The organism is Brooklawnia propionicigenes, from assembly GCF_030297015.1.
Taxonomy (GTDB): Bacteria; Actinomycetota; Actinomycetes; order Propionibacteriales; family Propionibacteriaceae; genus Brooklawnia; species Brooklawnia propionicigenes.
Map to the genome: position 1 here is coordinate 3,157,673 of NZ_AP028056.1, position 26,129 is coordinate 3,183,801.

The 26,129-nt window shown below is 66.9% G+C and carries 25 protein-coding genes; 20 read left to right on the top strand and 5 right to left on the bottom strand.

From position 1 onward, the window contains the following. The first annotated feature begins 31 nt into the window (after nucleotides 1–31). From aroC to rpe, 18 genes are all read left to right on the top strand, one after another. A complete protein-coding gene (gene aroC / locus QUE25_RS14460) occupies nucleotides 32–1,228 on the top strand; it encodes a chorismate synthase (RefSeq protein ID WP_286266233.1) in 1,197 nt (398 codons plus the stop codon). Next, nucleotides 1,221–1,739, top strand: coding sequence for a shikimate kinase (locus QUE25_RS14465; protein WP_286266235.1), 519 nt, complete (start codon nucleotides 1,221–1,223; stop codon nucleotides 1,737–1,739). Before aroC ends, QUE25_RS14465 begins: the two co-directional genes overlap by 8 nt. Further along, nucleotides 1,736–2,827, top strand: coding sequence for a 3-dehydroquinate synthase (gene aroB, locus QUE25_RS14470; RefSeq protein WP_286266237.1), 1,092 nt, complete (start codon nucleotides 1,736–1,738; stop codon nucleotides 2,825–2,827). The genes QUE25_RS14465 and aroB overlap by 4 nt, the downstream gene beginning before the upstream one ends. Before the next feature lie 41 nt (nucleotides 2,828–2,868). Beyond that, nucleotides 2,869–3,549, top strand: a complete 681-nt coding sequence (locus tag QUE25_RS14475) for an FMN-binding negative transcriptional regulator (protein ID WP_286266239.1) — start codon at nucleotides 2,869–2,871, stop codon at nucleotides 3,547–3,549. 142 nt (nucleotides 3,550–3,691) lie between these two features. Beyond that, entirely contained in the window at nucleotides 3,692–4,255 is a 564-nt protein-coding gene (efp, locus tag QUE25_RS14480) for an elongation factor P (protein WP_286268594.1), read from the top strand. Beyond that, nucleotides 4,255–4,782, top strand: coding sequence for a transcription antitermination factor NusB (gene nusB, locus QUE25_RS14485; RefSeq protein ID WP_286268596.1), 528 nt, complete (start codon nucleotides 4,255–4,257; stop codon nucleotides 4,780–4,782). Before efp ends, nusB begins: the two co-directional genes overlap by 1 nt. Further along, complete coding sequence (gene carA, locus QUE25_RS14490; protein ID WP_425332722.1) at nucleotides 4,769–5,905, top strand: glutamine-hydrolyzing carbamoyl-phosphate synthase small subunit; 1,137 nt, start codon at nucleotides 4,769–4,771, stop codon at nucleotides 5,903–5,905. Before nusB ends, carA begins: the two co-directional genes overlap by 14 nt. Then, on the top strand, nucleotides 5,905–9,228 hold the full coding sequence (carB, locus tag QUE25_RS14495; RefSeq protein WP_286266243.1) for a carbamoyl-phosphate synthase large subunit: 3,324 nt from the start codon (nucleotides 5,905–5,907) through the stop codon (nucleotides 9,226–9,228). Before carA ends, carB begins: the two co-directional genes overlap by 1 nt. 31 nt (nucleotides 9,229–9,259) lie before the next feature. Further along, entirely contained in the window at nucleotides 9,260–10,357 is a 1,098-nt protein-coding gene (locus QUE25_RS14500; protein WP_286266244.1) for a quinone-dependent dihydroorotate dehydrogenase, read from the top strand. Then, the gene (gene pyrF, locus QUE25_RS14505) at nucleotides 10,357–11,178 is read left to right on the top strand and encodes an orotidine-5'-phosphate decarboxylase (RefSeq protein ID WP_286266247.1); all 822 of its coding nucleotides are present in this window, start codon (nucleotides 10,357–10,359) and stop codon (nucleotides 11,176–11,178) included. The genes QUE25_RS14500 and pyrF overlap by 1 nt, the downstream gene beginning before the upstream one ends. A gap of 41 nt (nucleotides 11,179–11,219) precedes the next feature. Further along, nucleotides 11,220–11,576: an integration host factor, actinobacterial type gene (gene mihF, locus QUE25_RS14510; protein ID WP_286266249.1), complete on the top strand. Its 357-nt coding sequence runs from the start codon at nucleotides 11,220–11,222 to the stop codon at nucleotides 11,574–11,576. Nucleotides 11,577–11,580: 4 nt separating this feature from the next. Continuing rightward, nucleotides 11,581–12,138 carry a guanylate kinase gene (gene gmk / locus QUE25_RS14515; protein ID WP_286266250.1) on the top strand — a complete coding sequence of 186 codons (558 nt, stop codon included), beginning with the start codon at nucleotides 11,581–11,583 and terminating at the stop codon, nucleotides 12,136–12,138. 31 nt (nucleotides 12,139–12,169) lie between these two features. Beyond that, nucleotides 12,170–12,511: a DNA-directed RNA polymerase subunit omega gene (rpoZ, locus tag QUE25_RS14520; RefSeq protein ID WP_286266252.1), complete on the top strand. Its 342-nt coding sequence runs from the start codon at nucleotides 12,170–12,172 to the stop codon at nucleotides 12,509–12,511. 3 nt (nucleotides 12,512–12,514) lie between these two features. Then, entirely contained in the window at nucleotides 12,515–13,708 is a 1,194-nt protein-coding gene (metK, locus tag QUE25_RS14525; RefSeq protein WP_286266254.1) for a methionine adenosyltransferase, read from the top strand. An 87-nt stretch (nucleotides 13,709–13,795) separates the two neighbouring features. After that, complete coding sequence (locus tag QUE25_RS14530) at nucleotides 13,796–15,772, top strand: primosomal protein N' (RefSeq protein ID WP_286266256.1); 1,977 nt, start codon at nucleotides 13,796–13,798, stop codon at nucleotides 15,770–15,772. A 19-nt stretch (nucleotides 15,773–15,791) separates the two neighbouring features. Next, nucleotides 15,792–16,721 (top strand): methionyl-tRNA formyltransferase, encoded by a 930-nt coding sequence (fmt, locus tag QUE25_RS14535; RefSeq protein ID WP_286266258.1) that lies wholly within the window; start codon nucleotides 15,792–15,794, stop codon nucleotides 16,719–16,721. After that, a complete protein-coding gene (locus tag QUE25_RS14540) occupies nucleotides 16,714–18,078 on the top strand; it encodes an RsmB/NOP family class I SAM-dependent RNA methyltransferase (RefSeq protein ID WP_286266260.1) in 1,365 nt (454 codons plus the stop codon). Before fmt ends, QUE25_RS14540 begins: the two co-directional genes overlap by 8 nt. Nucleotides 18,079–18,125: 47 nt before the next feature. Next, nucleotides 18,126–18,785 carry a ribulose-phosphate 3-epimerase gene (rpe, locus tag QUE25_RS14545; RefSeq protein WP_286268599.1) on the top strand — a complete coding sequence of 220 codons (660 nt, stop codon included), beginning with the start codon at nucleotides 18,126–18,128 and terminating at the stop codon, nucleotides 18,783–18,785. Nucleotides 18,786–18,788: 3 nt separating this feature from the next. Here rpe and QUE25_RS14550 read toward each other — a convergent pair whose 3' ends face one another. The 4 genes from QUE25_RS14550 to QUE25_RS14565 are packed head-to-tail and all read right to left on the bottom strand — an operon-like array spanning nucleotide 18,789 to nucleotide 21,282. Beyond that, nucleotides 18,789–19,790, bottom strand: coding sequence for a hypothetical protein (locus tag QUE25_RS14550; RefSeq protein ID WP_286266262.1), 1,002 nt, complete (start codon nucleotides 19,788–19,790; stop codon nucleotides 18,789–18,791). Continuing rightward, nucleotides 19,783–19,920, bottom strand: coding sequence for a hypothetical protein (locus tag QUE25_RS14555; RefSeq protein ID WP_286266264.1), 138 nt, complete (start codon nucleotides 19,918–19,920; stop codon nucleotides 19,783–19,785). Before QUE25_RS14555 ends, QUE25_RS14550 begins: the two co-directional genes overlap by 8 nt. A 4-nt stretch (nucleotides 19,921–19,924) precedes the next feature. Then, on the bottom strand, nucleotides 19,925–20,425 hold the full coding sequence (locus QUE25_RS14560; protein ID WP_286266266.1) for a hypothetical protein: 501 nt from the start codon (nucleotides 20,423–20,425) through the stop codon (nucleotides 19,925–19,927). Further along, nucleotides 20,422–21,282, bottom strand: coding sequence for an LssY C-terminal domain-containing protein (locus tag QUE25_RS14565; protein WP_286266268.1), 861 nt, complete (start codon nucleotides 21,280–21,282; stop codon nucleotides 20,422–20,424). The genes QUE25_RS14560 and QUE25_RS14565 overlap by 4 nt, the downstream gene beginning before the upstream one ends. A gap of 37 nt (nucleotides 21,283–21,319) precedes the next feature. Between QUE25_RS14565 and QUE25_RS14570 the strand changes: the two genes are divergently transcribed. Beyond that, the gene (locus tag QUE25_RS14570) at nucleotides 21,320–21,682 is read left to right on the top strand and encodes a hypothetical protein (protein ID WP_286266269.1); all 363 of its coding nucleotides are present in this window, start codon (nucleotides 21,320–21,322) and stop codon (nucleotides 21,680–21,682) included. On the opposite strand, the gene QUE25_RS14575 is transcribed toward QUE25_RS14570, so the two are convergent. Further along, the gene (locus QUE25_RS14575) at nucleotides 21,677–22,522 is read right to left on the bottom strand and encodes a PAC2 family protein (protein ID WP_286266273.1); all 846 of its coding nucleotides are present in this window, start codon (nucleotides 22,520–22,522) and stop codon (nucleotides 21,677–21,679) included. The genes QUE25_RS14570 and QUE25_RS14575 overlap by 6 nt on opposite strands. Nucleotides 22,523–22,616: 94 nt before the next feature. On the opposite strand from QUE25_RS14575, the gene metH reads away from it, so the two are divergent. Continuing rightward, nucleotides 22,617–26,105, top strand: coding sequence for a methionine synthase (gene metH / locus QUE25_RS14580; protein WP_286266274.1), 3,489 nt, complete (start codon nucleotides 22,617–22,619; stop codon nucleotides 26,103–26,105). Nucleotides 26,106–26,129: the final 24 nt, after the last annotated feature.

The following is a 26,129-nucleotide window of genomic DNA, read 5'->3' on the forward strand; positions in this document are numbered from 1 at the left end:
GCCCTCCCGCTGATCTGGGATACTTGAGCACATGTTGCGATACCTGACTGCCGGTGAATCACATGGACGCGCCCTGATTGCGACGATCGAGGGCATACCAGCCGGAGTCGGGGTCACCTCCGAGGACATCTCCGAAGCGCTCACCAGGCGTCGGCTGGGTGCGGGCCGCGGCGCCCGGATGCGGTTCGAGGCCGACGAGTTGACCATCCTCACCGGTGTGCGGCACGGCAAGACGCTGGGCTCGCCGATCGCGATCATGATCGGCAACACCGAATGGCCCAAGTGGGACCAGGTGATGGCCCCCGACCCGGTCGATCCCATACTGCTCGCCGAGCTGGCCCGCAATGCGCCGCTGACCCGACCGCGTCCGGGCCACGCCGACCTGGCTGGCATGCAGAAATACGACTTCTCCGAGTCGCGTCCGGTGCTGGAACGAGCCAGCGCCCGGGAGACCGCCGCCCGGGTGGCGATCGGACGGGTCGCCCAGAATTTCCTTGCCCAGGCCTGTGGGATCACCGTGCTCAGCCATGTCGTGGAGCTCGGCGGCATCGCCGCGACCGGCGACCGCTTCCCGACCATGGCCGATCTTCCGGCGATCGATGCCGATCCGGTGCGCTGCCTCGATCCCGATGCCAGCGCAGCCATGCAGGCCGAGATCGATGCCTGCCAGAAGGCCGGCGACACGCTGGGCGGGGTGGTCGAAGTGATTGCCTGGGGTTGTCCGCCCGGACTCGGCAGTCACAGTCAGGGCGACCGCCGGCTGGACGCCAGACTGGCCGGCGCCCTGATGGGCATCCAGGCGATCAAGGGCGTCGAACTCGGCGACGGATTCGAGCTCGCCCGCATCCGCGGCAGCCAGGCCCACGACGAGATCGTCCGCGGCGGCAACGGCATCGAACGACTCTCGCAGCGGTCGGGCGGTACCGAGGGCGGCATGTCCACCGGCGAGCTGGTCCGGATGCGCGCCGCGATGAAACCCATCGCCACCGTCCCGCGCGCGCTGCGCACCATCGACGTCAGGACCGGAGAGCCCGCGGTCGCCGATCACCAGCGCTCGGACGTCTGCGCGGTGCCGGCCGCCGGTGTGGTGGCCGAGGCCATGGTGGCATTGGTGCTCGCCGAATGCTGCCTGGAGAAGTTCGGTGGCGATTCGCTCGGCGAAACCCGTCGTAACTACCGTGGATACCTGCGCCAGGTCGCCGAGCGGGGACTGTCGATTCATGACTGACTCACCCGCGGTGGTGCTGGTCGGGCCACCTGCGGTCGGCAAGTCCACCGTGGGTGCGTTGCTGGCCGGCAGGCTCGGCGTGAGCTTCTGTGATGTGGACACCGTCATCGAACGCCAACAAGACCGGCCGATCACCGAGATCTTCGCCGAACTCGGCGAGCCGGCGTTCCGGCGCTTGGAACTGGAGGCCACCTTGGCGGCCTTGGCGGCCGGCGGGGTGCTCGCCCTGGGTGGGGGAGCGGTCACCAACGCCCAGCTGCGGGCCGCGCTGGCCGGGCATCGGGTCGTCTGGTTGCGCACCACCGCGCACGAGGCGGTACGCCGTGTCGGCGGGTCCACCACCCGTCCGTTGCTCACCGGCGATGTGGCAGGCAACTGGAAGCGACTCGCCAGTCAGCGGGCGCCGCACTATGAGGAGGTGGCAACGATCGTCGTCGACACCGCCGGACGCACCCCCGCTCAGGTCGCTGCCGAGATCGTCGATCAACTGACCAGCCAGGAGCTTGGATGAGCACCGTACGTTTCGCCACCGATCACCCCTACACCGTCGAGATCGACAACGGGGCGCTGCAGAAGCTGCCCTCGCTGACCGGTGAGGCCACCCGGGTGGCCGTCATCTACGCCGAACCCCTGGCCGAGGTCGCCTTGGAGGTGGCCCGCCTCGCCGGTTCGGCGACCGTGTCGGTGCTGTCGATCGGCGTTCCCGAAGGCGAGGCCGCCAAGACACCGGAGATCGCGACCAGCTGCTGGCGCACGCTGGCCGCAGCCGGCTTCACCCGCTCCGACCTGATCATCGGCGTCGGCGGGGGAGCCACCACCGATCTGGCGGGCTTCGTCGCGGCCAGCTGGCTGCGAGGTGTCAGCTACGTCAGCGTGCCCACCACCGTGCTCGCCATGGTGGACGCTTCGGTCGGCGGCAAGACCGGTATCGATCTGCCCGAGGGCAAGAACCTGGTCGGCGCCTTCCATGAGCCCGACGGGGTGATCGCCGATCTGGATCTGCTCGGCACCCTGCCCGAGCGCGAGGTGCGCTCCGGGCTGGCCGAGGTCGTCAAGGCCGGTTTCGTCCGGGACGAGCGAATCCGCGAACTGATCGCAGCCTCACCCAGCGGTGCCCTGGACGTGACCAGCGCCCGGCATGCCGAACTGATCCGGCGGGCCGTGCAGTTCAAGGCCGACGTGGTGTCACTGGATCTGCGCGAGTCGACCTCGGTGGGCGGCCGGATCGGTCGTGAGCTGCTCAATTACGGCCACACCCTGGGGCACGCGATCGAGGCCTGGGAGCATTTCCGGATGCGTCACGGCGAAGCCGTCGCGCTCGGCATGATCTTCGCCGCCCAGCTGTCGCGCCGGGTGCTCGGCCTTCCGGACGAGGCCGTCGCCGTGCATCGCCAGTTGATCGGTGCGCTGGGATTGCCCACCAGCTACCAGCGTGCGCCGTTCGCCGAATTGCGTGAACTGATGGGCCGTGACAAGAAGACTCGCGGTCAGGCGCTGCGCTTCGTCGGACTACGCAATCTGTCCGATCCGGCGATGATCGTCGCGCCCAGCGAAGCGATACTCGAGGAGTGCTACGCCGAGCTGGGCCGCGACCAGTAGTCCAGCCGACCCAAGAACCGGGAGAGACCACCAAGATGTATGTGGCTGAGCAGTTTGCGATGAACTCGGACGAGGCGCTGCGCCAGATCGACGCGCGCGGGGTCGGTGATCTGGTCACCCACGGCGAGCGCGGCATCGACGTGACGATGCTGCCCTATGCGTTGCTGCCCGACGATGGTGGCGCGCGCCGGTTGACCACCCATATGGCGCGCAGCAACCTGCAGTGGCACGATGAGGGCGCCGCGTTGTGGGTCGTGCACGGTCCGGATGCCTATATCAGTCCCGAGGTCGTCCCTGTTCATGACGGTATCCAGCGCACCCCGACGGTCCCCACCTGGAACTATCTGGTCGTCCACCTGGTCGGGCACCTGGTGGTGCACCACGACGACGAGTGGAAACTGCAGTCGCTCTACGATCTGACCGAGCGCCACGAGCCGACCTGGAAGCTGGAGAACGGGCCGCTGGAGGCGATCGAGCGCATGCTGCCGGCGATCGTGGGCATCGAGTTCATCATCGACGACGTCATCGGCAAGGCCAAGATGAGCCAGAACAAGTCGTCCGGCGATCTCGAGGCGATGGCGACCCAGCTGGCCGACAGCGGCCATTCACCGGAGACCGCGGCAGTGATGCGACGGCTCGCGTTGCCCTATATTGCCGCTCGTGAAGGGCGGGTCGCCAAGGCCCGGGAGCTGAACATCCGGCGTACCCAGGCCGAACAGTGAGATAGTTGTCTGGCGGCCGTACAGCCGTGATTCGGTGCCCGTGGCAGCGTGGCGCTACAATGAACGATTGCGGGTTGACCGCCCATGTGTTTGCGCCGGAGGATTCCGGCGGTTCGTGAACGCCCTGATCGGAAAGGCAAGCGTGGCTACCACCAACGACATCAAGAACGGCACCGTACTCGACTTGGACGGCCAGCTCTGGCAGGTCCTGTGGTTCCAGCATCACAAGCCTGGCAAGGGCAACACCGTGGTGCGCACCAAGATCAAGAACATCGTGAACGGCAAGACCGTCGACCGCACCTTCCAGGCCGACACCAAGATCGACATGGCTCAGGTCGACCGCTCCGACATGCAGTACCTGTACGAGGACGGCACCGGCTATGTGGTCATGGACACCACCACCTACGATCAGCTGACCATCCCGGCCGAGGTCTTCGGGGACGCCAAGGACTACCTGCTCGAGGGGATGACGATCACGGTCGCCACCCACGACGGAAACCCGCTGTACATCGATCTGCCGGCCAGCGTCGAGCTCGAGGTGACCTACACCGAGCCCGGTCTGCAGGGTGACCGTTCCACCGGTGGCACCAAACCCGCCACCTTGGAGACCGGTAAGCAGATCCAGGTGCCGCTGTTCATCACCACCGGCGAGAAGGTGAAGGTCTCCACCGAGTCCGGCGAATACCTCGGCCGCGTCAACGCGTGATGGCTCATCCCGCCGACGAGCAGCCGCTTCCGCTGGCGGCGGGCGAACACCCGCCCGTGCCCGGGGCGGTCAAGGTGTCGTCCGTCGACATGGCCGATGCCCACCATTCGACGCGCACCAAGGCCCGCAAGGCTGCTCTCGACGTGCTGTTCGAGTCGGACCTACTGGGTCAGGACGCGTCCGTGTCGCTGGCCGAACGGCTGAGCGATCCGGAGATCACGGTGCGGGAATTCACCCGCGAGATCGTCTTGGGGGTGCGTGACAACGCCATCGAGATCGATCGTCGCATCGCCACGCTGACGACCAGCCAGTGGCCGATCGATCGGATGCCCCGCATCGATCGCTGCCTGGCGCGGATGGCGATCTACGAGCTCGACTACACCGGTATCGATGCTCGGGCGGCCATCAGCGAGGCGCTGGAACTGGCCGATGAACTGTCCACCGACGATTCGGTGGCATTCCTGAACGGATTGCTGGGCAGGGCAGCACAGACCCGCCCGGGGAGGAAGGCCGATGGTGAGCAGTAGCCCAGCCATTCTGGTGCTGGAGGACGGACGCGTCTTCCGCGGGGACGCTTTCGGGGCGATCGGTGAGACTTTCGGTGAGGCGGTCTTCGCCACCGGAATGTCGGGCTATCAAGAGACGTTGACCGATCCCAGTTATTACCGCCAGGTGGTGATCGCGACCGCGCCGCACATCGGCAACACCGGCTGGAATGACGAGGACGACGAGTCGAGCCGCATCTGGGTGGCCGGCTATGCGGTGCGGGACCCCTCGCCGAGGCCGAGCAACTGGCGGTCCAGCCGTACGCTCGAATCCGAGCTGGTCAGCCAGCAGATCGTCGGCATCAGCGGTATCGACACCCGCGCGCTGACACGTCACCTTCGCGAGCGGGGCTCGATGCGGGTGGGCATCAGCTCGCTGTCCACCGACACGGACGCTTTGCTGGCCAAGGTGCTCGAGCAGCCCGCCATGGAGGGTGCCGACCTGGTCGCCATGGTGACCTGTGCCGAACCCTATGTGGTGCCGGCCCAGGGCGAGAAGCGGTTCACGGTGGCCGCTGTCGATCTGGGTATCAAGTCCAATACTCCGCGCGAACTGGCCGAGCGCGGCGTCGAGGTGCATGTGCTGCCGGCTTCGTCCACCTTCGCCGATGTCACGGCGATCGCACCCGACGGGGTCTTCTTCAGTAACGGTCCTGGCGACCCGTCGACCGCCGGCCACGCGGTCGAGCTGATGCAGCAGGCGATGCGCGCCGATCTGCCGGTCTTCGGCATCTGCTTGGGCAACCAGGTACTCGGCCGGGCCCTGGGATTCGGTACCTACAAGCTGAAATACGGTCACCGTGGTATCAACCAGCCGGTGCTCGACCGGGGATCCAACCGGATCGACATCACCTCGCACAACCACGGTTTCGCTGTCGATGCTCCCCGCAACGAGCAGATCGAGACCGACTTCGGTACCGTGCACGTCAGCCATATCTGCCTGAACGACGACGTGGTCGAGGGCTTGGAGGTGACCCGGGACGGCAAACTGACGGCCTTCTCGGTGCAGTACCACCCCGAAGCCGCCGCAGGCCCGCATGATGCGGAATATCTGTTCGACCGCTTCGCCGATCTGATGTCGGCGCACAAGGAGGGTGCTCACTGATGCCTCGGCGCACAGACATCAGCTCGATCATGGTGATCGGCTCGGGACCGATCGTCATCGGCCAGGCCGCCGAATTCGACTACTCCGGCACCCAGGCCTGCCGGGTGCTGCGGGAAGAGGGCTACCGGGTCATTCTGGTCAATTCGAACCCGGCGACCATCATGACCGATCCCGAGTTCGCGGATGCCACCTACCTGGAACCGATCACTCCCGAGTACGTGGAGAAGATCATCGCCGCTGAGCGCCCCGACGCGCTGCTGGCGACTCTGGGTGGCCAGACCGCCCTGAACACCGCGGTCGCGCTGCACGAGTCGGGCGCCCTGGAGCGCTACGGCGTCGAACTGATCGGGGCCTCGGTGGCCGCGATCAAGCGCGGTGAGAACCGTGAGGAGTTCAAGCAGGTCATCGAGAATCTGCCGGACTTCGCCGGCGGTAAGGCCGAGGTGGCCCGCAGCCGGATCTGTCACACCATGGACGAGATCCGGGCCGCAGCCGACGAGCTGGGCCTGCCGGTGGTGTTGCGTCCGAGCTACACCATGGGCGGTGTCGGTTCGGGTTTCGCGCACGATGCCGGCGAGCTGGAACGGATGGGCCGCATCGGCCTGGACGCCAGCCCGGTCACCGAGGTGCTGATCGAGGAGTCGATCCTCGGCTGGAAGGAATTCGAGCTGGAGGTCATGCGCGACCGCTCCGACAACGTCGTGGTGGTCTGTTCGATCGAGAACTTCGATCCGATGGGCGTGCACACCGGTGATTCGATCACCGTGGCCCCCGCGATGACCCTGACCGACCGGGAATACCAGCACATGCGCGATGTCGGCATCGCGATCATCCGGGCCGTCGGCGTCGACACCGGCGGCTGCAATATCCAGTTCGCGATCAATCCCGCCGACGGCCGGATGATCGTCATCGAGATGAACCCCCGGGTGTCGCGCAGCTCCGCCCTGGCCTCCAAGGCGACCGGCTTCCCGATCGCCAAGATCGCCGCGAAGGTGGCGGTCGGTTACACCTTGGACGAGATCCCCAACGACATCACCACGCAGACTCCGGCATCGTTCGAGCCGACCCTCGACTACGTCGTGGTGAAGGTGCCGCGCTTCGCATTCGAGAAGTTCCCGCACGCCGACGACACCTTGACCACGCACATGAAGTCGGTCGGCGAGGCGATGGCCATCGGCCGCAATTTCACCGAGGCGCTCGGCAAGGCCCTGCGCTCGCTGGAAGACCCGAAGGCGCCTTTCGACTTCGGCCGCGAGATCGGCGACGCCGACGAGCTGCTGACCCAAATGGCCCAGCCACATGACGGTCGCATCCAGGAGATGATGCAGGGTCTGCGCGCCGGCGCGTCCGTCGAGCAGATCAGCGCCGCCACCGGTGTCGATCCCTGGTTCGTCGACCAGCTCGACATCGTCTACCGGATCGCCGAGCAGATCCGCACCGCAGACGAGCTCACCGCCGATCTGCTGCGCATCGCCAAGCGGCAGGGCCTGTCCGACGCCCAGATCGCCCAGTTGCGCCGGACGAGCCCCGAGCTGATCCGCGAGCTGCGCTGGATCCTCGGCGTGCGCCCGGTCTTCAAGACCGTCGACACCTGCGCGGCCGAGTTCGCCGCCAGGACGCCCTACCACTACTCCAGCTACGACGAGGAAACCGAGCTGGAACCCCGTACCCGGCCGGCGGTGCTGATCCTCGGCAGCGGCCCGAACCGGATCGGGCAGGGCATCGAGTTCGACTACTCCTGCGTGCATGCTGCGATGGTGCTGTCGGCCAATGGCTACGAGTCCATCATGGTCAACTGCAACCCGGAGACAGTCTCCACCGACTACGACACCTCCGATCGGCTGTACTTCGAGCCGCTCACTCTCGAGGATGTGCTGGAGATCTACCACGCCGAGCTCAAACTGGGTCCGGTGGCCGGGGTCATCGTCCAGCTGGGCGGCCAGACGCCGCTGAAGCTGGCCCGAGCGCTGGAGCAGGCCGGTGTGAAGATCGTCGGCACCAGCCCGTCGGCCATCGACCTCGCCGAGGAACGCGGCGCCTTCGGGCAGGTCCTCGCCGAGGCGAAACTGCCCTCGCCGAAGCACGGCATGGCGTCCAGCTTCGCGCAGGCCAGCGAGATCGCTGCCGACATCGGCTACCCGGTGCTGGTACGTCCCAGCTACGTGCTGGGCGGACGAGGCATGGAGATCGTCTATACCGAAGAACTGCTGCGCACCTACATCGACAACTCGACACTGATCAGCGCCGAGACCCCGGTGCTGGTCGACCGTTTCCTCGACGATGCCATCGAGATCGATGTGGACGCTCTCTACGACGGCCACGAGCTCTACCTCGGCGGCGTCATGGAGCACATCGAGGAAGCCGGCATCCATTCCGGCGACTCGGCCTGTTCGCTGCCGCCGGCCACCCTGGGCAGCGCGGTCATCGACCAGATCCGCACCTCGACCGAGGCCATCGCCCGGGGCGTAGGGGTGCAGGGCCTGATCAACATTCAGTACGCGCTGGCCGCGGACACGCTCTACGTCCTGGAAGCCAATCCGCGCGCCTCGCGCACCGTGCCGTTCGTCTCGAAGGCCACCGACACCCAGCTGGCGAAGGCCGCAACGATGATCATGCTCGGGTCGACGATCTCCGAGCTGCGCGCCCAGGGCATGCTGCGGGCGACCGGTGACGGCGCCGATACCTGGAATGGCATGCCCATCGCCATCAAGGAAGCGGTGATGCCGTTCAACCGGTTCCACACCATCGAGGGAGCCACGGTCGACTCGCTGCTCGGCCCCGAAATGCGCTCCACCGGTGAGGTGATGGGACTCAGCTCCAACTTCGGGCTGGCGTTCGCCAAATCGCAGGCCGCGGCCTACGGACAGCTACCGAAATCCGGCACGGTCTTCGTCTCGGTGGCCAACCGCGACAAACGCAATGTGATTTTCCCGATCAAGAAGCTCGTCGATCTGGGCTTCACTATCCTGGCCACAGAGGGCACAGCGTCGATGCTGTCGCTGCATGGGGTACAGGCCACTGCGGTACGCAAGTACTCGCAGGGTCCTGGGCCGAACGGGGAGCCGACGATCGTCGGCTTGATCCTGGACGGCAAGATCGACCTGATCTTCAATACCCCGAGCGGTGAGACAGCCGGTGGTTCGCCCCGTAAGGACGGCTACGAGATCCGGACGGCTGCGGTGCTGCATCAGGTTCCATCCATCACGACCGTGCAGGGCCTGGAGGCGGCCGTGCAGGGGATCGAGGCGGTGCGCGAGGGCAACATCGGCGTCCGCTCGTTGCAGGATTGGGCCAAGCAGATCCAGCAGGCCCGCAGACACTGACGACCAGGTAGACCACCGAAGGGAAATGGCGATGATTACCAGCGACGAGTTGCTTGTCCGGCTGCTGCTCACCGGTTATCGGAGCCTGGCCCGCCCGGTTCTGTTCACACTGGCCAACGGCGATCCCGAGGAGATCCATCAGCATGTCATCACGCTGCTGAGCGAGATTCCCGACCCGGTGCTCGACCGGATTCAGGAGTACGTGGGAACCCGCCGTGATCCGGTGACGGTGGCCGGAGTCGACTTCCCCGGACGCGTGGGTGTGGCCGCCGGCCTCGACAAGGACGGCCTGGCGGCTCGCGCCTGGGGCGCGCTGGGCTTCGGTTTCGCCGAACTCGGAACCGTGACCGCCCACGCCCAGCCCGGCAACCGGCAGCCGCGGCTGTTCCGGATGCCGCACAGCCGGGCGATCATCAACCGGATGGGCTTCAACAACTCGGGCGTCGAAGCGCTGGCGGCCCGGCTCGACCAGTGGGGCGTGCGGCGCGGAAACAATGCGCTCGATTATCCGGTGGGCGTGTCGATCGGCAAGACCAAGGCCACCCCACTCGAAGACGCCGTCGATGACTACCTGCATTCGCTGCGGACGATCGCGCCGTATGCGGACTATGTCGCGATCAACGTCTCCAGCCCCAATACCCCGGGCCTGCGCAGCCTGCAGGACCGGGAGGCGCTCACTCAGCTGACGACCGCCCTGGTGAGCACCGCCGCCGAACTCAACCCGGCCGATTCGCTGCCGGTCTTCGTCAAGCTGGCGCCCGATCTGGCGCCGTACGATGTGGGCGGGCTCATCGCTGCCTGTCAGGACACCGGGATCTCCGGGCTGATCGCCACCAACACCACCACCGCGCGCGAGTACCTGCATCCCTCCGAACTGCACCTGGCCAACCAGGCCGGGGGACTGTCCGGTGCCCCGCTGACCCGCAAGGCACTGCGGATGGTCGAATCCGTCGCCGCGCAGACCGACCTGCCGATCATGGGCGTGGGCGGCATCATGACCCCCGCCGACGCGCAGGCCTTCTTCGACGCGGGAGCGAGCCTCGTCCAGATCTACACCGGATTCATCTACAACGGTCTGGCGCTGGTGCGAGGCATCAACACCTTGACCTATCCCGACAGGGCACGCTGATGACCGCTGCGTACCACGCCCGGCTGGTCGAACTGACCGCGGCGCGGGGCAACCTGTGCGTCGGCGTGGACCCGCACGAACCGCTGGTGCGTGCCTGGGGCTACGACTACGACCTCGTCGGCCTGGAGCGGGTCTCCCGCGGCCTGGTCGAAGCGATTGGCGACCAGGTGGCGGTGTTCAAGCCGCAGGCCGCCTTCTTCGAGTGCTTCGGTGCCCCCGGCATGCAGGTGCTGGCCCGAGTACTGGCCGATATCGCTCAGGCTGGCGCCCTGTCGATCCTGGATGTCAAGCGGGGCGACATCGGTTCGACGATGGCTGCCTACTCTCGGGCCTACCTGTCCGGCCAAACCGACCTGACGGCGGACGCGATCACCATCAGCCCCTTCCTCGGCTTCGGATCCCTCGGCCCGGCCGTGGAACTGGCCCATCAGACCGGCCGCGGTCTGTACGTGCTGTGCCGCACCAGCAATCCGGAGGGCGGCGACGTCCAACTGGCGGTGCGCGACGGCCGCAGCGTGGCTCAGCAGATGGTCGACGCCGCCAAGGCAGCCAACGAGGCGTCCGGGCAACACGCAGTCGGTTTGGTTATCGGCGGCACACTCGACAAACTTGATCTTGACCTGGAGGGCTTCTCCGGGTCGATCCTCGTCCCCGGTATTGGCACCCAGGGAGGTAGGATCGACGATCTGGACTCATTATTCGGCGTAGCCGCAGCGAACGTACTGCCGAGCGCGTCCCGGGAAGTGATGAAGGCCGGCCCGCAGCGTGAATCGCTCAGGTCGGTGGTCGAGCGGCTGGGCGGGTACCCAAACTCCCGCTGATATTCTATATTGTCCACGTATGCCGAAAACAGGGACGCCAGATGTCCCGGCCTCGGTGTGCGAGAGATGAAACGGAGAAATTCGACGTGGCAATTCCAACACTGTCTCCCGAGCAGTTGCAGGCTGCCAGGGCCGCAGCTACCGAATCCCGCAGGGCACGCGCTGCGCTGAAGAACGCAGTGCGCGACGGTTCCAAGACTTTGGCCGACGCCCTTGATGAGTGCGCCAAGGACGATGTCCTCGCTCATATCCGGGTAGCAGACCTGCTCAAGGCCGTCCCCCGGATCGGGGAGAAGCGCGCTGCAGAGATCATGGAGAAGTATGACATCGCGGCCAATCGGCGAGTGCGGGGTCTCGGCCGGCATCAGGTGGCCGGTCTCAAGTCGGAGTTCAACTGACACCATGAGCGAGGCGGCGGGCGCGTACGTCATCAGTGGACCGACCGCAGTTGGCAAGGGCACCGTTGTGGCGGCTCTAAAAAAACGCCATCCGCGGGTCTTCGTTTCGGTCTCGGTGACGACGCGACCGCCACGCCCGGGTGAGATCAACGGGGTCCATTATCTGTTCGTGGACGATGCCGTCTTCGACGACCTGGTAGCGGACGATGGACTGCTCGAATGGGCTCGCGTCCACGGGGTTCACCGCTACGGAACGCCCCGCAAGGCTGTGGCGAACAGACTCGCCGAGGGAGTGCCGACGATCCTCGAGATCGACCTGCAGGGCGCCCGGCAGGTTCGCCGGACGATGCCGGAGGCCAAACAGATCTTCATCGCGCCGCCCAGTTGGGACGAACTGGTCCGCCGGCTGCGCGGCCGCGGCACCGAGTCCGAGGAAGAGATGAACCGCCGTCTGGAGACCGCACGCCAAGAACTTGCCGCCGAGAATGAGTTCGATCGCGTCATCGCCAACGTCACAGTGGATAATACGGTCGATGAGCTGGTAAAGTTCATAGGTCTGTGATTTCTAGCGTCAGCTTCTGCGAGGACTTATCTTGAGCACACACATTCCTGAGGGCATCACCAATCCGCCGGTCGACGACCTGCTCGAGTCGGTGGACTCCAAGTACCGACTGGTGCTGTTCGCCGCCAAGCGCGCCCGTCAGATCAACGCCTACTACGCCCAGCTGGGAGAAGGCCTGCTCGAGTCGGTCGGCCCGCTGGTCGAGACCCTGCCGCAGGAGAAGCCACTGTCGATCGCGCTGCGCGAAGTGCAGGCCGGTCAGCTGCAGTACACCCAGATCGATCCCGAGGCCGAGGCTGCCGCCCGTGCCGAGGCACTGAACGATCCGGACTTCTCACTGTCGGACCCGTTCGGCGACATCGATCCGGCCTGATTCATGGGCAGGCAGTTCACCTCTGAATCTGTTACCGAGGGTCATCCCGACAAGGTCGCCGACGCCATCTCCGATTCCGTGCTGGACGCGATGCTGGCCGACGATCCGGGGGCGCATACCGCCGTGGAGACCGTCGTCGCCAATGGTGTGGTCATCGTCACCGGTGAGGCGACCACCGAGTCGTACGTCGACATCCAGCAGTTGGCCCGGGATCGGCTGTTGACGATCGGCTTCGACTCGGCTTCGAAGGGCATCGACGGCGGCTCGTGCGGCGTCATGGTCACGCTGAACAACCAGTCGCCCGATATCGCGCAAGGCGTCGCCGGTTCCTGGGAGTCGCGGCACGGCCAGGCGGTCGACGATTTCGACCTGCAGGGCGCCGGTGACCAGGGCCTGATGTTCGGCTTCGCCTGTGACGAAACCCCCGAACTCATGCCCCTGCCGATCCAGATGGCCCATCGGATGGCCGAACGGCTCACCCAGGTGCGCCGCGACCAGACGCTGGACTACTTGCGGCCCGACGGCAAGACGCAGATCACCGTCTCTTACGACGACTCCGGCAGGCCGTCAGCCGTCGACACCGTGGTGGTGTCCGCGCAGCATCGTGCGGACATCGACGTGGCGGGACGCCTGGATCCGGACCTGCGCCGCGAAGTCATCGCGCCGGTACTGGAGTCTTACGGTTTCGACGCGGCCCCGCCGCGCGTGCTGATCAACCCCACCGGACGCTTCGTCATCGGCGGTCCTGCCGGTGATGCCGGACTGACCGGACGCAAGATCATCGTCGACACCTACGGCGGCATGGCCCGCCACGGTGGCGGTGCGTTCAGCGGCAAGGACCCGAGCAAGGTCGACCGCTCGGCCAGCTATGCGATGCGCTGGGTGGCGAAGAATATCGTCGCCGCCGGACTGGCGACGCGTTGCGAGGCGCAGGTCAGCTACGCGATCGGCGCCGCCCACCCGACCAGCCTGTACATCGACACCTTCGGTACCGGGCAGGTTCCCGACGCCCAACTCGCCGACGCGGTGCGTGAGGTCTTCGACCTGCGGCCGGCGGCGATCGTTGAGGCGCTCGACCTGCGCCGGCCGATCTACAGCCAGGTGTCGTGCTACGGCCATTTCGGACGCGAGCTTCCCGACATCACCTGGGAGCGCACCGACCGGGCCGACGAGCTGGCTCGTCGCGTCCGCGGCTGAGCTGTTGAGCAGCGCGATTCACCGCGGGTAGCCTGACCACAACGTTGCCCCGGTCGTCCGGTATGCCGAGCGGAAAGGACACCGTCGATGATCGCCCGGGTTGCGGTGGACATCCCGCTTCCGCATCTGGACCGTCTGTTCGACTACTCGATCACCGAGTCCCAGACCGCCGATGTGCGGCCCGGCGTGCGGGTGCGGGTGCGGTTTGCCGGCAGGCTGCGCGACGGCTATGTCGTGGAGGTCACCGATCGCACTGAGATCACCACCAAGCTGGCCGCGCTGTCCAAGGTCGTCTCGCCCACCCCTGTCCTCAGCCCTGCTCAGGTGGAGCTGATCCGGGCGGTCGCCGATCACTATGCCGGCACCTTCGCCGACGTGGTCCGGCTCGCCGTCCCGCCACGGCACGCCGGCACCGAGAACGCCGACCAGGTGAGCTGGCCACTGCCGGTCACCGACGAGATGCCCCCGGGCGGTCTGATCGGCTATCCCGACGGCGACACCTTCTTGACCGGGCTGTCGAACGGCCAGCCACTGCGCAGCTACTGGCAGGTCAGTCCCAGATTCGTCGCGGATGCCGCCGGTGTGGACGACTGGAGCCGCGGGTTCATTCAGGCCACCGTCGCCACCTTGCGCTCCGGGCGCGGCGTCATCATCGTGGTGCCCGATCACCGCGATCTGGTCAAGGTCCGCGACGGGCTGGGCGCGGTCATCGGGCTGGGCGCGATCGCCGAACTGCATTCCGACCTGGGCACCGCCGCCCGGTACCGCAACTATCTTGCGATCATCCGCGGCCAGGCCAAGGTCGTCATCGGCACTCGTCCTGCCGTCTACGCGCCGGTATCCGACCTCGGACTGATCTGCCTGTGGGACGACGGCGACGATCTGCATGCCGAGCCGCACGCCCCCTATCCGCACGCCCGCGACGTGGTGGCGCTGCGGGCAGGCAGCGAACAGTCCGCGCTGCTGCTGGCCGGCCACGGTCGCACCGCGGAGATCCAGGCCTGGTGCGAGCGGGGCTGGCTGCACCCGATCGAGCTGACCGCGGCCCAGATACGGCACGGCTGCGCCGCGGTGCGGGCCGCCGCCGATTCCGACCTCGCGCTGCAGCGCGACCCGCAGGGCAGTCGCACCCGGCTGCCCCGGCTGGTCTTCGAGACGATTCGCGCCGGACTGGCAGCCGGACCCGTCCTGATTCAGGTGCCACGAGCCGGCTACCTGCCGGTGCTGGCCTGCCAGCAGTGCCGCAGCCCGGTGCGCTGCCCGGTCTGCCAGGGCCCGGTGCAGCTGCACCGCGACGGCAACCGACGACGCCTCGACTGCGCCTGGTGCGGGCGCATCATCACCGACTGGCGCTGCCCGGTCTGCGGATCCCGGGAACTGCGGGCGCCGGTGATCGGTTCCCAGCGCACCGCGGAAGAACTGGGCCGGGCCTTTCCCGGAATCGTGGTGCGGGAAAGTTCGGGCGACCGGGTGATCGACGAGATCGGACAGCAGCCCGCCCTGGTCGTGGCCACTCCCGGGGCCGAACCACCGGCCTCGCACGGCTATGCGGCCGCGGTGCTGCTGGACGCCAGCCGACTGCTGGAGCGCCCGGATCTGCGCGCCGCAGAGGAGGCCCTGCGGCGCTGGCTGAATGCGGTCGCCCTGGTGCGTCCGGGCACCGACGGCGGCACAGTGTGCGTGGTCGGGCCCGCCCAGGTGAGCCCGATTCAGGCGCTGGTGAGATTGGACGCCGCCCGGCACGCCGAACGCGAGCTCGCCGACCGGGCCGAGGCGCGATATCCACCCGCGGTGCGTTTCATCACCGTGACCGGGCCGTCGGGGGCACTGAACGAACTCGTGGAACTCTTGGGGCCCGATTGCGGCGCCGATCTGCTCGGACCAGTCGAGCTGAACCAGCCGCCCGCGATCGGGCAGGAGGAGACGCTGTGGCGACTGTCGTTGCGGGCGCCCTTGGCCTCGGGGGCGGAGCTGACCGCCAAGGTGAAGGCAGCGCTGGCGGTGCGATCGGCCCGCAAGATGGCCGGGGCGCTGCGGGTGAGGGTCGATCCCGCACAGCTGTAGCCTCGCTAGGCTTGGGCGGGTGAGAATCATCTTCGCCGGGACTCCCGAGACGGCACTGCCCAGCCTGCGCGCCCTGGTCGAACAGGGTCACGAGATCGTGGCGGTGCTGACGCGTCCCGATGCACCCGCGGGACGCGGCAAGAAACTCACGGCCTCCCCGGTGGCGAGCCTCGCCGACCAACTCGGCCTGCCAGTGCTGAAGCCGTCGAAGGCCGATGACGAACTGGTCGCCCAGGTGCGCGGCCTGGATGCCGATGTCGCGGCGGTGGTGGCCTTCGGCATGCTCTTGCCGCAGGCGTTGCTGGACGCGGTGCCCGGCGGCTGGATCAACCTGCATTTCTCCTTGCTGCCGCGGTGGCGCGGTGCCGCCCCGGTGCAGCGGGCCATCTGGGCGGGCGACGCGGTGAGCGGCGTGACGGCCTTCCGGATCACGAAGCCCCTCGATGCCGGGCCCGTCTACCGCACCCTCGAGGTGCCGGTCGAACCGGGGGAGTCGAGCGGCGCACTGCTGGCCCGGCTGGCCGAACTCGGCGCTCCGGTGCTGGCCGGTGCCATCGCCGATGCCGGCGCCGGCATCCAGCCGGTTCCCCAGCCCACCAGCGGCATCACGACCGCGGCGAAGATCCGGCCTGCCGATGCTCAGATCGACTGGACCCGCCCGGCCGCTGAAATCGACCGGCTGGTGCGCGCGGTTAGCCCGGACCCGGGTGCCTGGACGCTGCTGCACGGCGAACGATTCAAGGTGTTCACCGCGACCCCGGCGCAACGCGCAGAGCCCCGACTGGCTCCCGGCGAACTGGCCGCCGATCGCCGCCACCTGTGGGTGGGCACCGGGGACGGCGACATGCAACTGATCCAGGTGGCGGCCGCCGGACGCAAACCGATGGCCGGCGCCGACTGGGCGCGCGGCCAGCACGACGGCGTCTCCGGGGTGCGCTTCGATGGCTGAGCACCACTCCGGCAGGCCCCGGCGGCGTCAGATCGACGAGCCCCGGCTGATCGCTTTCGACGCGCTGCGCGCGGTCAACGCCGACGGCGCCTACGCCAACCTGGTCACCGCAGACCTGACCGCCGGCCTGTACCCCCGCGACGCCGGATTCGTCATCGAACTGGTGCACGGCACCTGCCGCCTGCAGGGCAGCTACGACACCATCATCGAGGCTGCAGCCGGACGCCCACTGTCGAGCCTGCAGTCGGCCGTGGTCGACGTGCTGCGGCTGGCCTGCCATCAGTTGTTCCGGATGCGGGTACCGCAGCATGCCGCGGTGGCATCCAGCGTCGATCTCGCCGGGGTCGCGATCTCCGAGCGGGTCACCGGCCTGGTCAACGCCGTCGTCCGCAAGCTGTCCGCGAAGACCTTCGATCAGTGGTGCGACCTGCTCAGCGACGACCTGAGCCCCCGCGCCGAACTGGCACTGCGCTACGGACACCCGCTGTGGATCGTGGACGCGCTCGCCGATGCCTTGGGTGACGACGACGAACTCGTCAGCCTCCTGAAGGCCGACAACGAACCGCCGGTGCCGATGCTGGTGGTGCGTCCGGGCCTGGCCAAACGCAGGGAGCTGATGACCGACGGCGCGCGCCGGGCCCGCTGGTCGCTGTGGGGTGTGGAACGGCCCGGAAATCCCGGCGAACTGCCGGCGATCCGGCAGGGCCGGGCGGGGGTGCAGGACGAGGGCAGCCAGCTGGTGATCCAGGCGGCGACCGCCGTGACGCCGCGTCCAGCCGGGCCGTGGCTCGACATGTGTGCGGGGCCGGGCGGCAAGTCGGCCCTGCTGCGCGGACTGTGCCCGAGTCTGCTGGTCGCTGCCGAACCCCAGGCTCACCGCGCCGAGCTTGTCGCGCGGGCGCTGCGAGCCTATCCGGGCGGCTATCAGGTGATCATCGCCGACGGACGCGAACCCGCCTGGGCTGCCGGATCGATGGCGCTGACGCTGGCCGACGTGCCCTGCACCGGCCTGGGAGCGTTGCGCAGACGCCCGGAATCGCGCTGGCGCCGAGAGCCGGAGCAGGTGGGCGAGTTGGCGCGGCTGCAACGCGAGCTGCTCGATCAGGCGATCGCGTCCACCATGACGGGGGGAATCGTCGCCTACGTGACCTGTTCACCACACCGCGCCGAGACCGTCGAGGTGGTTGCCCGGGCCAGCGGCGTCGAGGTGCTGGATGCCCCCGCCTTGCTACCCGAGGTGCCCAGAGCGGCCAGCCGACTGGACGACCGCTTCATCCAGCTGTGGCCGCATATCCACGGCACCGACGCGATGTTCTGCGCCCTGCTGCGCCGCACCGGCGACACCGCCGGCGAATAGACAGCCAGCAGCGAACCGGAGTGCTCCGATAGACTGCGCGGGTGGCCATGAGAATCACTCCCAGCATCCTGAACGCCGATCTGGCTGACATCGCCAATGAGGTCGCCAGGGTACCCAGCTCCGACATGATCCACTTCGACGTGATGGACAACCACTTCGTCCCGAATCTCACTCTCGGGCTGCCGGTGGTCGAGTCGCTCAAGAAGCACACCGCGACTCCGATCGATGTGCATCTGATGATCGAGGACGCCGACACCTGGGCACCGCAGTATGCCGAACTGGGCTGCGAGTCGGTCACCTTCCACGCCGAGGCCGCGAAGGCACCGATCCGGTTGGCCCGCGAGTTGCGCAGGCTCGGATCGCGCGCAGCCATGGCGCTCAAACCGACCACCCCGATCGAGCCCTACGCCGACATCATCACCGAATTCGACATGATCTTGCTGATGACCGTCGAACCGGGCTTCGGCGGCCAGAGCTTCCTCGACTCGGTGCTACCCAAGATCCGCCGCACCCGCGAACTGGTCCGCAAGACCGGCCAGGAGATCTGGATCCAGGTCGACGGGGGAGTGTCAGTGGACACCATCGGCCGGGCCGCCGAGGCCGGCGCGGACGTCTTCGTGGCAGGCACCGCGGTCTACCGGGCGGGCGATCCCGACGCCATGGTCAACCAGCTGCGCGATCTGGCCATCACGGCCTGCGCTCACTGAGTCTCACTGAGCCTGACCCAGCCGGTGGATCAGCCCGCTGGTGGCCCCCGCCGGTAGCACGGTGAGCAGCAGCCAGACTGCTATCGGCTGCTCGAGATAGACATTGGCCGCGCCCACAATGCCGTAGACAGCGCGCCCGTCGTAGTAGCCGACCGCGTACACCAGCCAGATCAGCAGCGACACCGCGACCGCGAGCAGCCAGAACCATCGCCCGCGCGCGATCGGGAAGCGGCTCGCCAGCCGGGAAATCTCGGACCGTCCGGCGATCTGGAAGAAGACCATCCAGATCACATAGTGCATGGCCTGCAGATAGCTGAAGACCACCAGGAAGCGCACGGCCATTTCGGGGTTGGAGTGCGGCTGGGCGGCGCTGGCCAGCACGAATGCGGGATCGGCGAGGGTGGTGATGAACGGCGGCGGCACAGCGTTGATGAGCGGGTCGACCACACCGGCCAGGATCACGGCCGGGACGACCAGCGCCCAGCTGAGGTTGATCGCGGTGAACGCCAGGCCCGATCCCGGACGGCGGCGGCGTGCCCAGTCCCACAGGAAGATCAACGGGACGAGGTTGTGCGCATGAGTGAGCAGGTGCCAATACCAGGGCAGTTCGAGGAATGCCGCGATACCGATGACAGCAACGGGCACGATCACCAGATAGCGCAGACGCCCTGTCAGGCCGATCCAAAGCGCAGTTGCGAGGATGGCCATGCTGCCGCCCAGTTCGAGCCGGTGCCCCAGGCCGGGACTGAGCGCGGTCACGACGCGAACCAGCGCCATGGTCGCGACGATCACCACCAGCAGCCAGCCGGTCGTCTCCGTGACAGCATCACTGATGCGCCCTGCCAGGTAGCGCAGGGCACACAAGACATGTGCGCTGCCGAGCACCATGACGCCGATGACGTTGACGGCGAACGGCTGGCTGATGGCAACAGCAGTCAGCACGACGGCTGCAGCGAGCAGCGCCGCCCCGGGAAGGACGAGCGGATTGCGGGCAGGTTCAGGCACGCGGACGCTTGCGGTAGTACACCGCCAAGGCGGCGAACAGCAGCACCGCGATCACCAGGGCAATGAGCAGCACGGGCACAGTCAGGCCTGTACTCGGAGCGGGGCCGGGGGCGATATCGAGCGGCAACATGGATTCAGGGTAGCGGCTTGCGTGCCCTCGTCCATGCCCTGACATCACGATCCGACAACGCCAGCAGCATGAGAATGTCGAGCGCGAGGGTCAGCAGCGTGGTGTGCACGGTGATCTCGGCGCCGGAGGCGAAGTAGCTGATCGCCGAGGCCGTGATGCTCACACAGGTCAAGCTCATCACGAGCAGGCGTGCGGCATTGCTGCCCCGCCACATCAGCCAGGACACGATCAGCAGCAGCACGATCCAGGCGACCTGGAGCCCGACAATCACCTTCAGCACGGTGGCTGGCTCGACGCCCTCGAGTTCCAGTTCATTTTGCAGCTGGGGCCAGCCGGTGATCAGGCCGACGATGACGGACACACCGCCGATCGCCCGCAAGACCGACAGCAGCGCGCCGATCGTCAGCGCGCTGGGACGCTGTTTGGGTCTGGCCGTCGGCGCGTCCGCTTCGAAGAGGCTCACCGCAGGTTCGGTGGCATAGCGCTTATCAGGTGCGTTGGTCACGAGCCGTCCCCTATCGCGTGAAGCTTGCGGAGGTCGAGGATGGGCAGATCGCCATCGGTCTGGATGCTGTCGCCGCCGCCGTTGCGGGAGTGATATCCGGCGGAGAAATCGACCAGCGTCTCGACGGTTGCCGCGTCATTGGCGGCCATCACCGTGGCCACGACGTGATCACGCTCCACGTCGATGTCGGCATCGATCTTGTGGGTGATCTGCAAGGTGAACAGCGAAAACCCGACGGCCCGGTCGAAGGTACCGGCAGCGAGCCAGTCGACGCGCGTGCCACCGGGCAGCAGCCAGTCATCGGGCGTCCGCCAGAAGCGGACATGATGGCGCTTCGCGGGGTTGCCGGCAACCTCCTGCTGATAGGCCATGTCCTGGACGCGCCCGAACAGCAACAGCGGACTCACCGGCGCCCGATCATAGCTGCGCCGTGCGATGGTGGAGGTAACGATCTTCCACGCCGAACCCATGGTGACCGGGTCGGCCAACGTCCAACCGGCCCGAGCCATGGCCTCGCGCAGCTGTGCGTCGCTGCCGCGGACCGCGAGATTCACCGGGTCGCCGAGCAGGCCGTCACTGGTGCGGGTACGGCCGATGAAATAGTCGGGCACATAGATCGCAGTGAAGATCCGGTGCAGCCTGGGCAACGCCAGGTAGGCGAGCATCACCCAGAAGACCAGAAAGAAGGCAATGCCCAGCCAGCCGAGTTTGAAGCTCTCGGTGAGCAGCAGCCAGGCCAACCAGATTGCTGCTAGGCCGGCATAGACGAAGAAGAACTCATCAAGGATCGCCGTAACCGATATCCGTCTGGTTCGCCTGGGCGGTCGCGTTTCAATAGCCGTGTGCTCGTCGCCCATGCTCTCAGGCTAGCCGCGCGATGACTAGGATCGGCGAATGCAGCACTGGTTGGTCGCCTACCTGATCACCTGTGCTGTTGAGATACCCATCATCATGGCCATGGTCCGGGGCCTGCACTGGCGCTCGACGGCCGCCCACCCACTACTCGACCTCGCCGCCATGGCCTGGGCGCTACAGCTCACTCATCCGATCTTGTGGCTGGTCAATCCGGTGTTCCCAGCCGGAACCGCGGTCGCCGAGGCACTCATCGTCCTAGTCGAGGCGGGCGGCATCTACTGGTGGGCCGCCGCGCGGGCGGGCATATCTCGGGGCACGCACACCCATTGGTGGTGCCTGCTGATCGCGTTCACCGCGAATGCCGCCTCATTCTTGGTGGGTCTGCTGCTGGTCCTGCTATGACTGCGGGCCGGGCCCATCAGTTCCGCGCCGGCGCAGATAGCGTTCGAATTCCCGGGCGATCGAATCACCGGTGGCCTGCGGCAGTCCGGTCTCGTCCTGCTGAGCCTCCAACGACTCGATGTACTCGCTGATCTCGGTATCCTCGGCGGCCAGCTCGTCGACCCCACGCTGCCAGGCACGCGCCAGTTCGGGCAGGTCGTCCAGCCGCAGCGCCACGTCCAGCAGGTCCTCGAGCCTGGCCAGCAGCGCCAGCGTCGCCTTCGGGTTCGGGGGAGCGGCCACATAGTGCGGAACCGACGCCCACAGCGAAACCTCCCGCAGCCCGGCGCGGTGGCAGGCGTCCCCGAGCACCCCGGTGATCCCGGTCGGACCTTCATAGCCCGACGGTTCCAGCCCCAGCGACTTCGCCAAGCCGGTGTCCGAGGTGTTGCCGGTCACCGGCAGCGGACGCGAATGCGGCGAATCGGTCAGCATCGCACCCAGCAGGATGACCATCTCGGGCTCGAAACTGCGGAACGCCGAAACCAGCGTGCTGCAGAATCGCTGCCAGTGCAGATTGGGCTCGGGCCCCGACACCAGCAGCACATCGCGCTCGGGCAGGTGAGCCACCCGCACCGACGCCGACGGCCACACGACCTCGCGTCCGTCATCGGTCTCGACCACCCGGGGGCGGACGATCTGATAGTCGTAGTAGTCGTCCGAATCGATCTCGAAGACGATCTCGGTCGGATATGTCTCAGCCAGGTGCTCGACGACTGCCGTCGCCGCGTCCGCAGCGTCGTTCCAGCCTTCGAATGCCACCACGACCACCGGCCGGGTGTACTGTCCGCGTCCTGCCATAGATCAACCCTAGCCCTGCCCCGGGATCTGCCCACCGCGAAAGCCGCCTGGGCATCCGGCCGCAGGGCAGCATATCGTCGCTATCCTTGGCGACGTGCCTGCTGCCATTCGAGATCACCTGTTCCGCCGTGTGCTGGTTGCCGACGGAGCCATGGGCACCATGCTGCAAGGTTTTGATCTCTCACTCGAGGACTTCGAGGGCTACGAGGGCTGCAACGAGGTACTCAACCGCTCGCGTCCCGATGTGGTGGCCGACATTCACCGCGCCTACTTCGGCGTCGGCAGTGACTGCGTCGAGACCAACACCTTCGGCGCCAACTACGCGGCTCTGAACGAGTACGGCATCAGCGATCAGATCGCGGAGTTGGCCGAGGCGGGCGCCCGGATCGCCCGGCAGGTGGCCGACGAGTTCAGCACGGACGATCGGCCACGTTTCGTGCTCGGTAGTGTGGGGCCCGGCACCAAACTGCCCACCCTGGGCCATATCGAGGCGGTCACCTTGCGTGATGCCTACCAGACGCAGGTCGAGGCCATGATCCGCGGCGGCATCGATGCAGTCCAGATCGAGACCTGCCAAGACCTGCAACAGGCCAAGGCCGCGGTGATCGGCGCCAAGCGGGCCCGCGCGGCATCCGGTGCCGACGACCTGCCGATCTTCGTGTCGATCACGGTCGAGACCACCGGGTCGATGCTGCTGGGCAGCGAGATCGGCGCCGCGCTGACAACCCTCGCGCCGTTGGGCATCGACATTCTGGGACTCAACTGCGCGACCGGTCCAGCCGAGATGGGTGAGCATCTGCGCTATCTCGCGCGCCATGCGGGTATCGGCCTGTCGGCGATGCCCAACGCCGGTCTGCCCGAGTTGACCGCCGAGGGTGCGCGCTATCCGCTGCAGCCGGCCGAACTGGCTCGTGCCTTGGACGACTACGTCGACGAGTGCGGCCTGGCCCTGGTGGGCGGCTGCTGCGGCACCACCCCCGAACACATTCGTCAGCTCGTCGAGGCCATTGGCCCGCAGCGCGCGGTCAAGCGGCGCGCTCCCCAGATGATCAACGCGGTGGCCTCGCTGTACTCCGACGTCGCCCTGAAACAAGACACCAGCTATCTGGCGATCGGGGAGCGCACGAACGCGAACGGTTCGAAGGCTTTCCGTGAGGCGATGCTCGCGGGCAACTGGGACGAGTGCGTCCAGATCGGACGCGACCAGTCCCGTTCCGGGGCACACATCGTCGATCTGTGTGTCGACTATGTCGGACGCGACGGGGCCGAGGACATGGTCGAACTCGCGTCCAGGTTCGCCGGCGCCGTGACCTTGCCAGTGATGCTCGACTCGACCGAGCCCGCCGTGATCGAAGCCGGTCTCAATCATCTTCCGGGCCGGGCCATCATCAACTCGGTCAACTTCGAAGACGGCGACGGCCCGAACTCCCGCTTCCAGCGGGTGATGCCGCTGGTCAAGGAGCACGGCGCCGCGGTCGTGGCGTTGACCATCGACGAGCAGGGCCAGGCCCGCACCACCGAATGGAAGGTGCAGGTCGCCGAGCGGCTCATAGCTACGCTCACCAACGACTGGGGCATCGATGAGGGCGACATCCTTGTCGACTGCCTCACCTTCCCCATCGCCACCGGCCAGGAGGAGACCCGGCGCGACGGACTGGCCACCATCGAGGCGATCCGCCGGCTCAAGGCCGCGCATCCGAGGGTGGGGACCACGCTCGGGGTTTCCAATATCAGCTTCGGTCTGAACCCGGCAGCGCGCGTGGTCCTGAACAGTGTCTTCCTCGACGAGTGTGTCAAAGCCGGGCTCGATTCCGCGATCGTCAGTGTCGCGAAGATCATGCCGACCGACCGCATCCCGGATGAGCGTTATCAGACCGCACTCGACCTGATCTATGACCGGCGCAGCGAGGACTACGATCCGCTGTCGACGTTCCTGGATCTTTTCGAAGGCGTCACTGCCGCTTCGTTGCGGGAGCAGCGGGAGGCCGAGCTGGCCACCTTGTCGTTGTCGGAGCGGTTAGCCAGGCGCATTGTCGACGGCAATGACAAGGGCCTGGACGCCGACCTCGACGAGGCGCTGACGACCAAACCGGCTCTGGACATCATCAACGACGACTTGCTCGCCGGAATGAAGACGGTCGGTGAGCTCTTCGGCTCGGGTCAGATGCAGCTCCCGTTCGTGCTGCAGAGCGCGGAGACGATGAAGAAGGCAGTCGCCTATCTCGAGCCTCATATGGATGCTTCGGAGGCGGGTGCGGGCAAGGGCACGTTGGTCTTGGCAACCGTCAAGGGCGATGTCCATGACATCGGCAAGAATCTAGTCGACATCATCGTCTCGAACAACGGCTACACCGTGGTCAATTTGGGCATCAAGCAGCCGGTGTCGGCCATCGTCGAGGCCGCCGAACAGCATGGTGCCGATGTGATCGGCATGTCCGGGCTGCTGGTGAAGTCGACTCTGGTGATGAAGGACAATCTGCTCGAACTCAATGACCGTGGACTGGCCCGCAAGCTTCCGGTGATTCTCGGCGGGGCGGCGCTGACCAGGCCATTCGTCGATCAGGATCTGGCAGCGCTGTATGAGGGCACCGTCCGATACGCGAAAGACGCCTTCGAGGGCCTGAACCTCATGGACACCCTCATGGCCATCAAACGCGGTGAGCCGGGAGTCGAGTTGCCGCCGGTGCGTGAACGCAGGGTGAAGCCACGCAAGAACGACGATGAGCTGCCGCCCTTGGACGATGCCACGGTGCGCTCGGATGTGGCGCGGCGCATCGAAGTGCCGACCCCGCCGTTCTGGGGCAGCCGGGTCGTCAAAGGCATCCAGCTGAATGATGTGGTCGGTTTCCTCGACGAGAAGGCACTGTTCGTCGGACGCTGGGGCCTGCACGCCGTCCGTGGCGGCGCCACGGTTCCTGAACTCATCGAGTCGGAGGGACGACCGCGGCTGCGGGCGTTGCTCGACCTGATCCTGGCGGTCGGACTGAGCGAGTTCGCCGTGGTCTACGGTTACTTCCCCTGCTATTCGCAGGGCAACGATCTGGTGGTGCTCGATCCGGACGATCCGACGACGGAGAAGACCCGCTTCACATTCCCGCGGCAGCCGCGGGATCGGCGGCTGTCCATCGCCGACTTCTTCCGGGATGCGGACGAGGCCGCAGAGCTGGGGCCCGACGTGTTGGCGTTGCAGCTGGTGACGATGGGCAACCGGGTCTCGGAGGAGACTCAGCGGCTGTTCGAATCCGACAACTACCGCGAGTACCTGGAGTTGCACGGCCTGTCGGTGCAGCTGGCCGAGGCGCTGGCCGAACTGTGGCATCAGCGCGTGCGCACCGAACTCGGATTCGCGTCCGACGACGGTGACATCGCCGCTCAGATCGATGATCAGGCCTACCGGGGCAGCCGCTACAGCTTCGGCTACCCGGCCTGCCCGGATCTGGAGTTGCGCGAGCCGCTGTGCGGCCTGCTGGAACCCGGGCGGATCGGCGTTGAGCTGTCGGAGGAATATCAGCTGCATCCCGAGCAGTCGACCGACGCGCTGATCGTCCATCACCCGGAGGCAAAGTATTTCGGCGTGCGGTAGTTTGTCTTGCACGGCTGATGCACC

Excerpts from the sequence above, each read along its gene's own strand:
- aroC (WP_286266233.1), top strand. The coding sequence starts at position 32 with ATGTTGCGATACCTGACTGCCGGTGAATCACATGGACGCGCCCTGATT.
- nusB (WP_286268596.1), top strand. The coding sequence starts at position 4,255 with ATGGCTCATCCCGCCGACGAGCAGCCGCTTCCGCTGGCGGCGGGCGAA.
- QUE25_RS14570 (WP_286266269.1), top strand. The coding sequence starts at position 21,320 with ATGCAGCACTGGTTGGTCGCCTACCTGATCACCTGTGCTGTTGAGATA.
- carA (WP_425332722.1), top strand. The coding sequence starts at position 4,769 with ATGGTGAGCAGTAGCCCAGCCATTCTGGTGCTGGAGGACGGACGCGTC.
- aroB (WP_286266237.1), top strand. The coding sequence starts at position 1,736 with ATGAGCACCGTACGTTTCGCCACCGATCACCCCTACACCGTCGAGATC.
- gmk (WP_286266250.1), top strand. The coding sequence starts at position 11,581 with ATGAGCGAGGCGGCGGGCGCGTACGTCATCAGTGGACCGACCGCAGTT.
- carB (WP_286266243.1), top strand. The coding sequence starts at position 5,905 with ATGCCTCGGCGCACAGACATCAGCTCGATCATGGTGATCGGCTCGGGA.
- QUE25_RS14565 (WP_286266268.1), bottom strand. The coding sequence starts at position 21,282 with ATGGGCGACGAGCACACGGCTATTGAAACGCGACCGCCCAGGCGAACC.
- QUE25_RS14465 (WP_286266235.1), top strand. The coding sequence starts at position 1,221 with ATGACTGACTCACCCGCGGTGGTGCTGGTCGGGCCACCTGCGGTCGGC.
- pyrF (WP_286266247.1), top strand. The coding sequence starts at position 10,357 with ATGACCGCTGCGTACCACGCCCGGCTGGTCGAACTGACCGCGGCGCGG.
- mihF (WP_286266249.1), top strand. The coding sequence starts at position 11,220 with ATGTCCCGGCCTCGGTGTGCGAGAGATGAAACGGAGAAATTCGACGTG.
- QUE25_RS14555 (WP_286266264.1), bottom strand. The coding sequence starts at position 19,920 with ATGTTGCCGCTCGATATCGCCCCCGGCCCCGCTCCGAGTACAGGCCTG.
- QUE25_RS14575 (WP_286266273.1), bottom strand. The coding sequence starts at position 22,522 with ATGGCAGGACGCGGACAGTACACCCGGCCGGTGGTCGTGGTGGCATTC.
- QUE25_RS14530 (WP_286266256.1), top strand. The coding sequence starts at position 13,796 with ATGATCGCCCGGGTTGCGGTGGACATCCCGCTTCCGCATCTGGACCGT.
- rpe (WP_286268599.1), top strand. The coding sequence starts at position 18,126 with ATGAGAATCACTCCCAGCATCCTGAACGCCGATCTGGCTGACATCGCC.
- QUE25_RS14500 (WP_286266244.1), top strand. The coding sequence starts at position 9,260 with ATGATTACCAGCGACGAGTTGCTTGTCCGGCTGCTGCTCACCGGTTAT.
- metK (WP_286266254.1), top strand. The coding sequence starts at position 12,515 with ATGGGCAGGCAGTTCACCTCTGAATCTGTTACCGAGGGTCATCCCGAC.
- QUE25_RS14540 (WP_286266260.1), top strand. The coding sequence starts at position 16,714 with ATGGCTGAGCACCACTCCGGCAGGCCCCGGCGGCGTCAGATCGACGAG.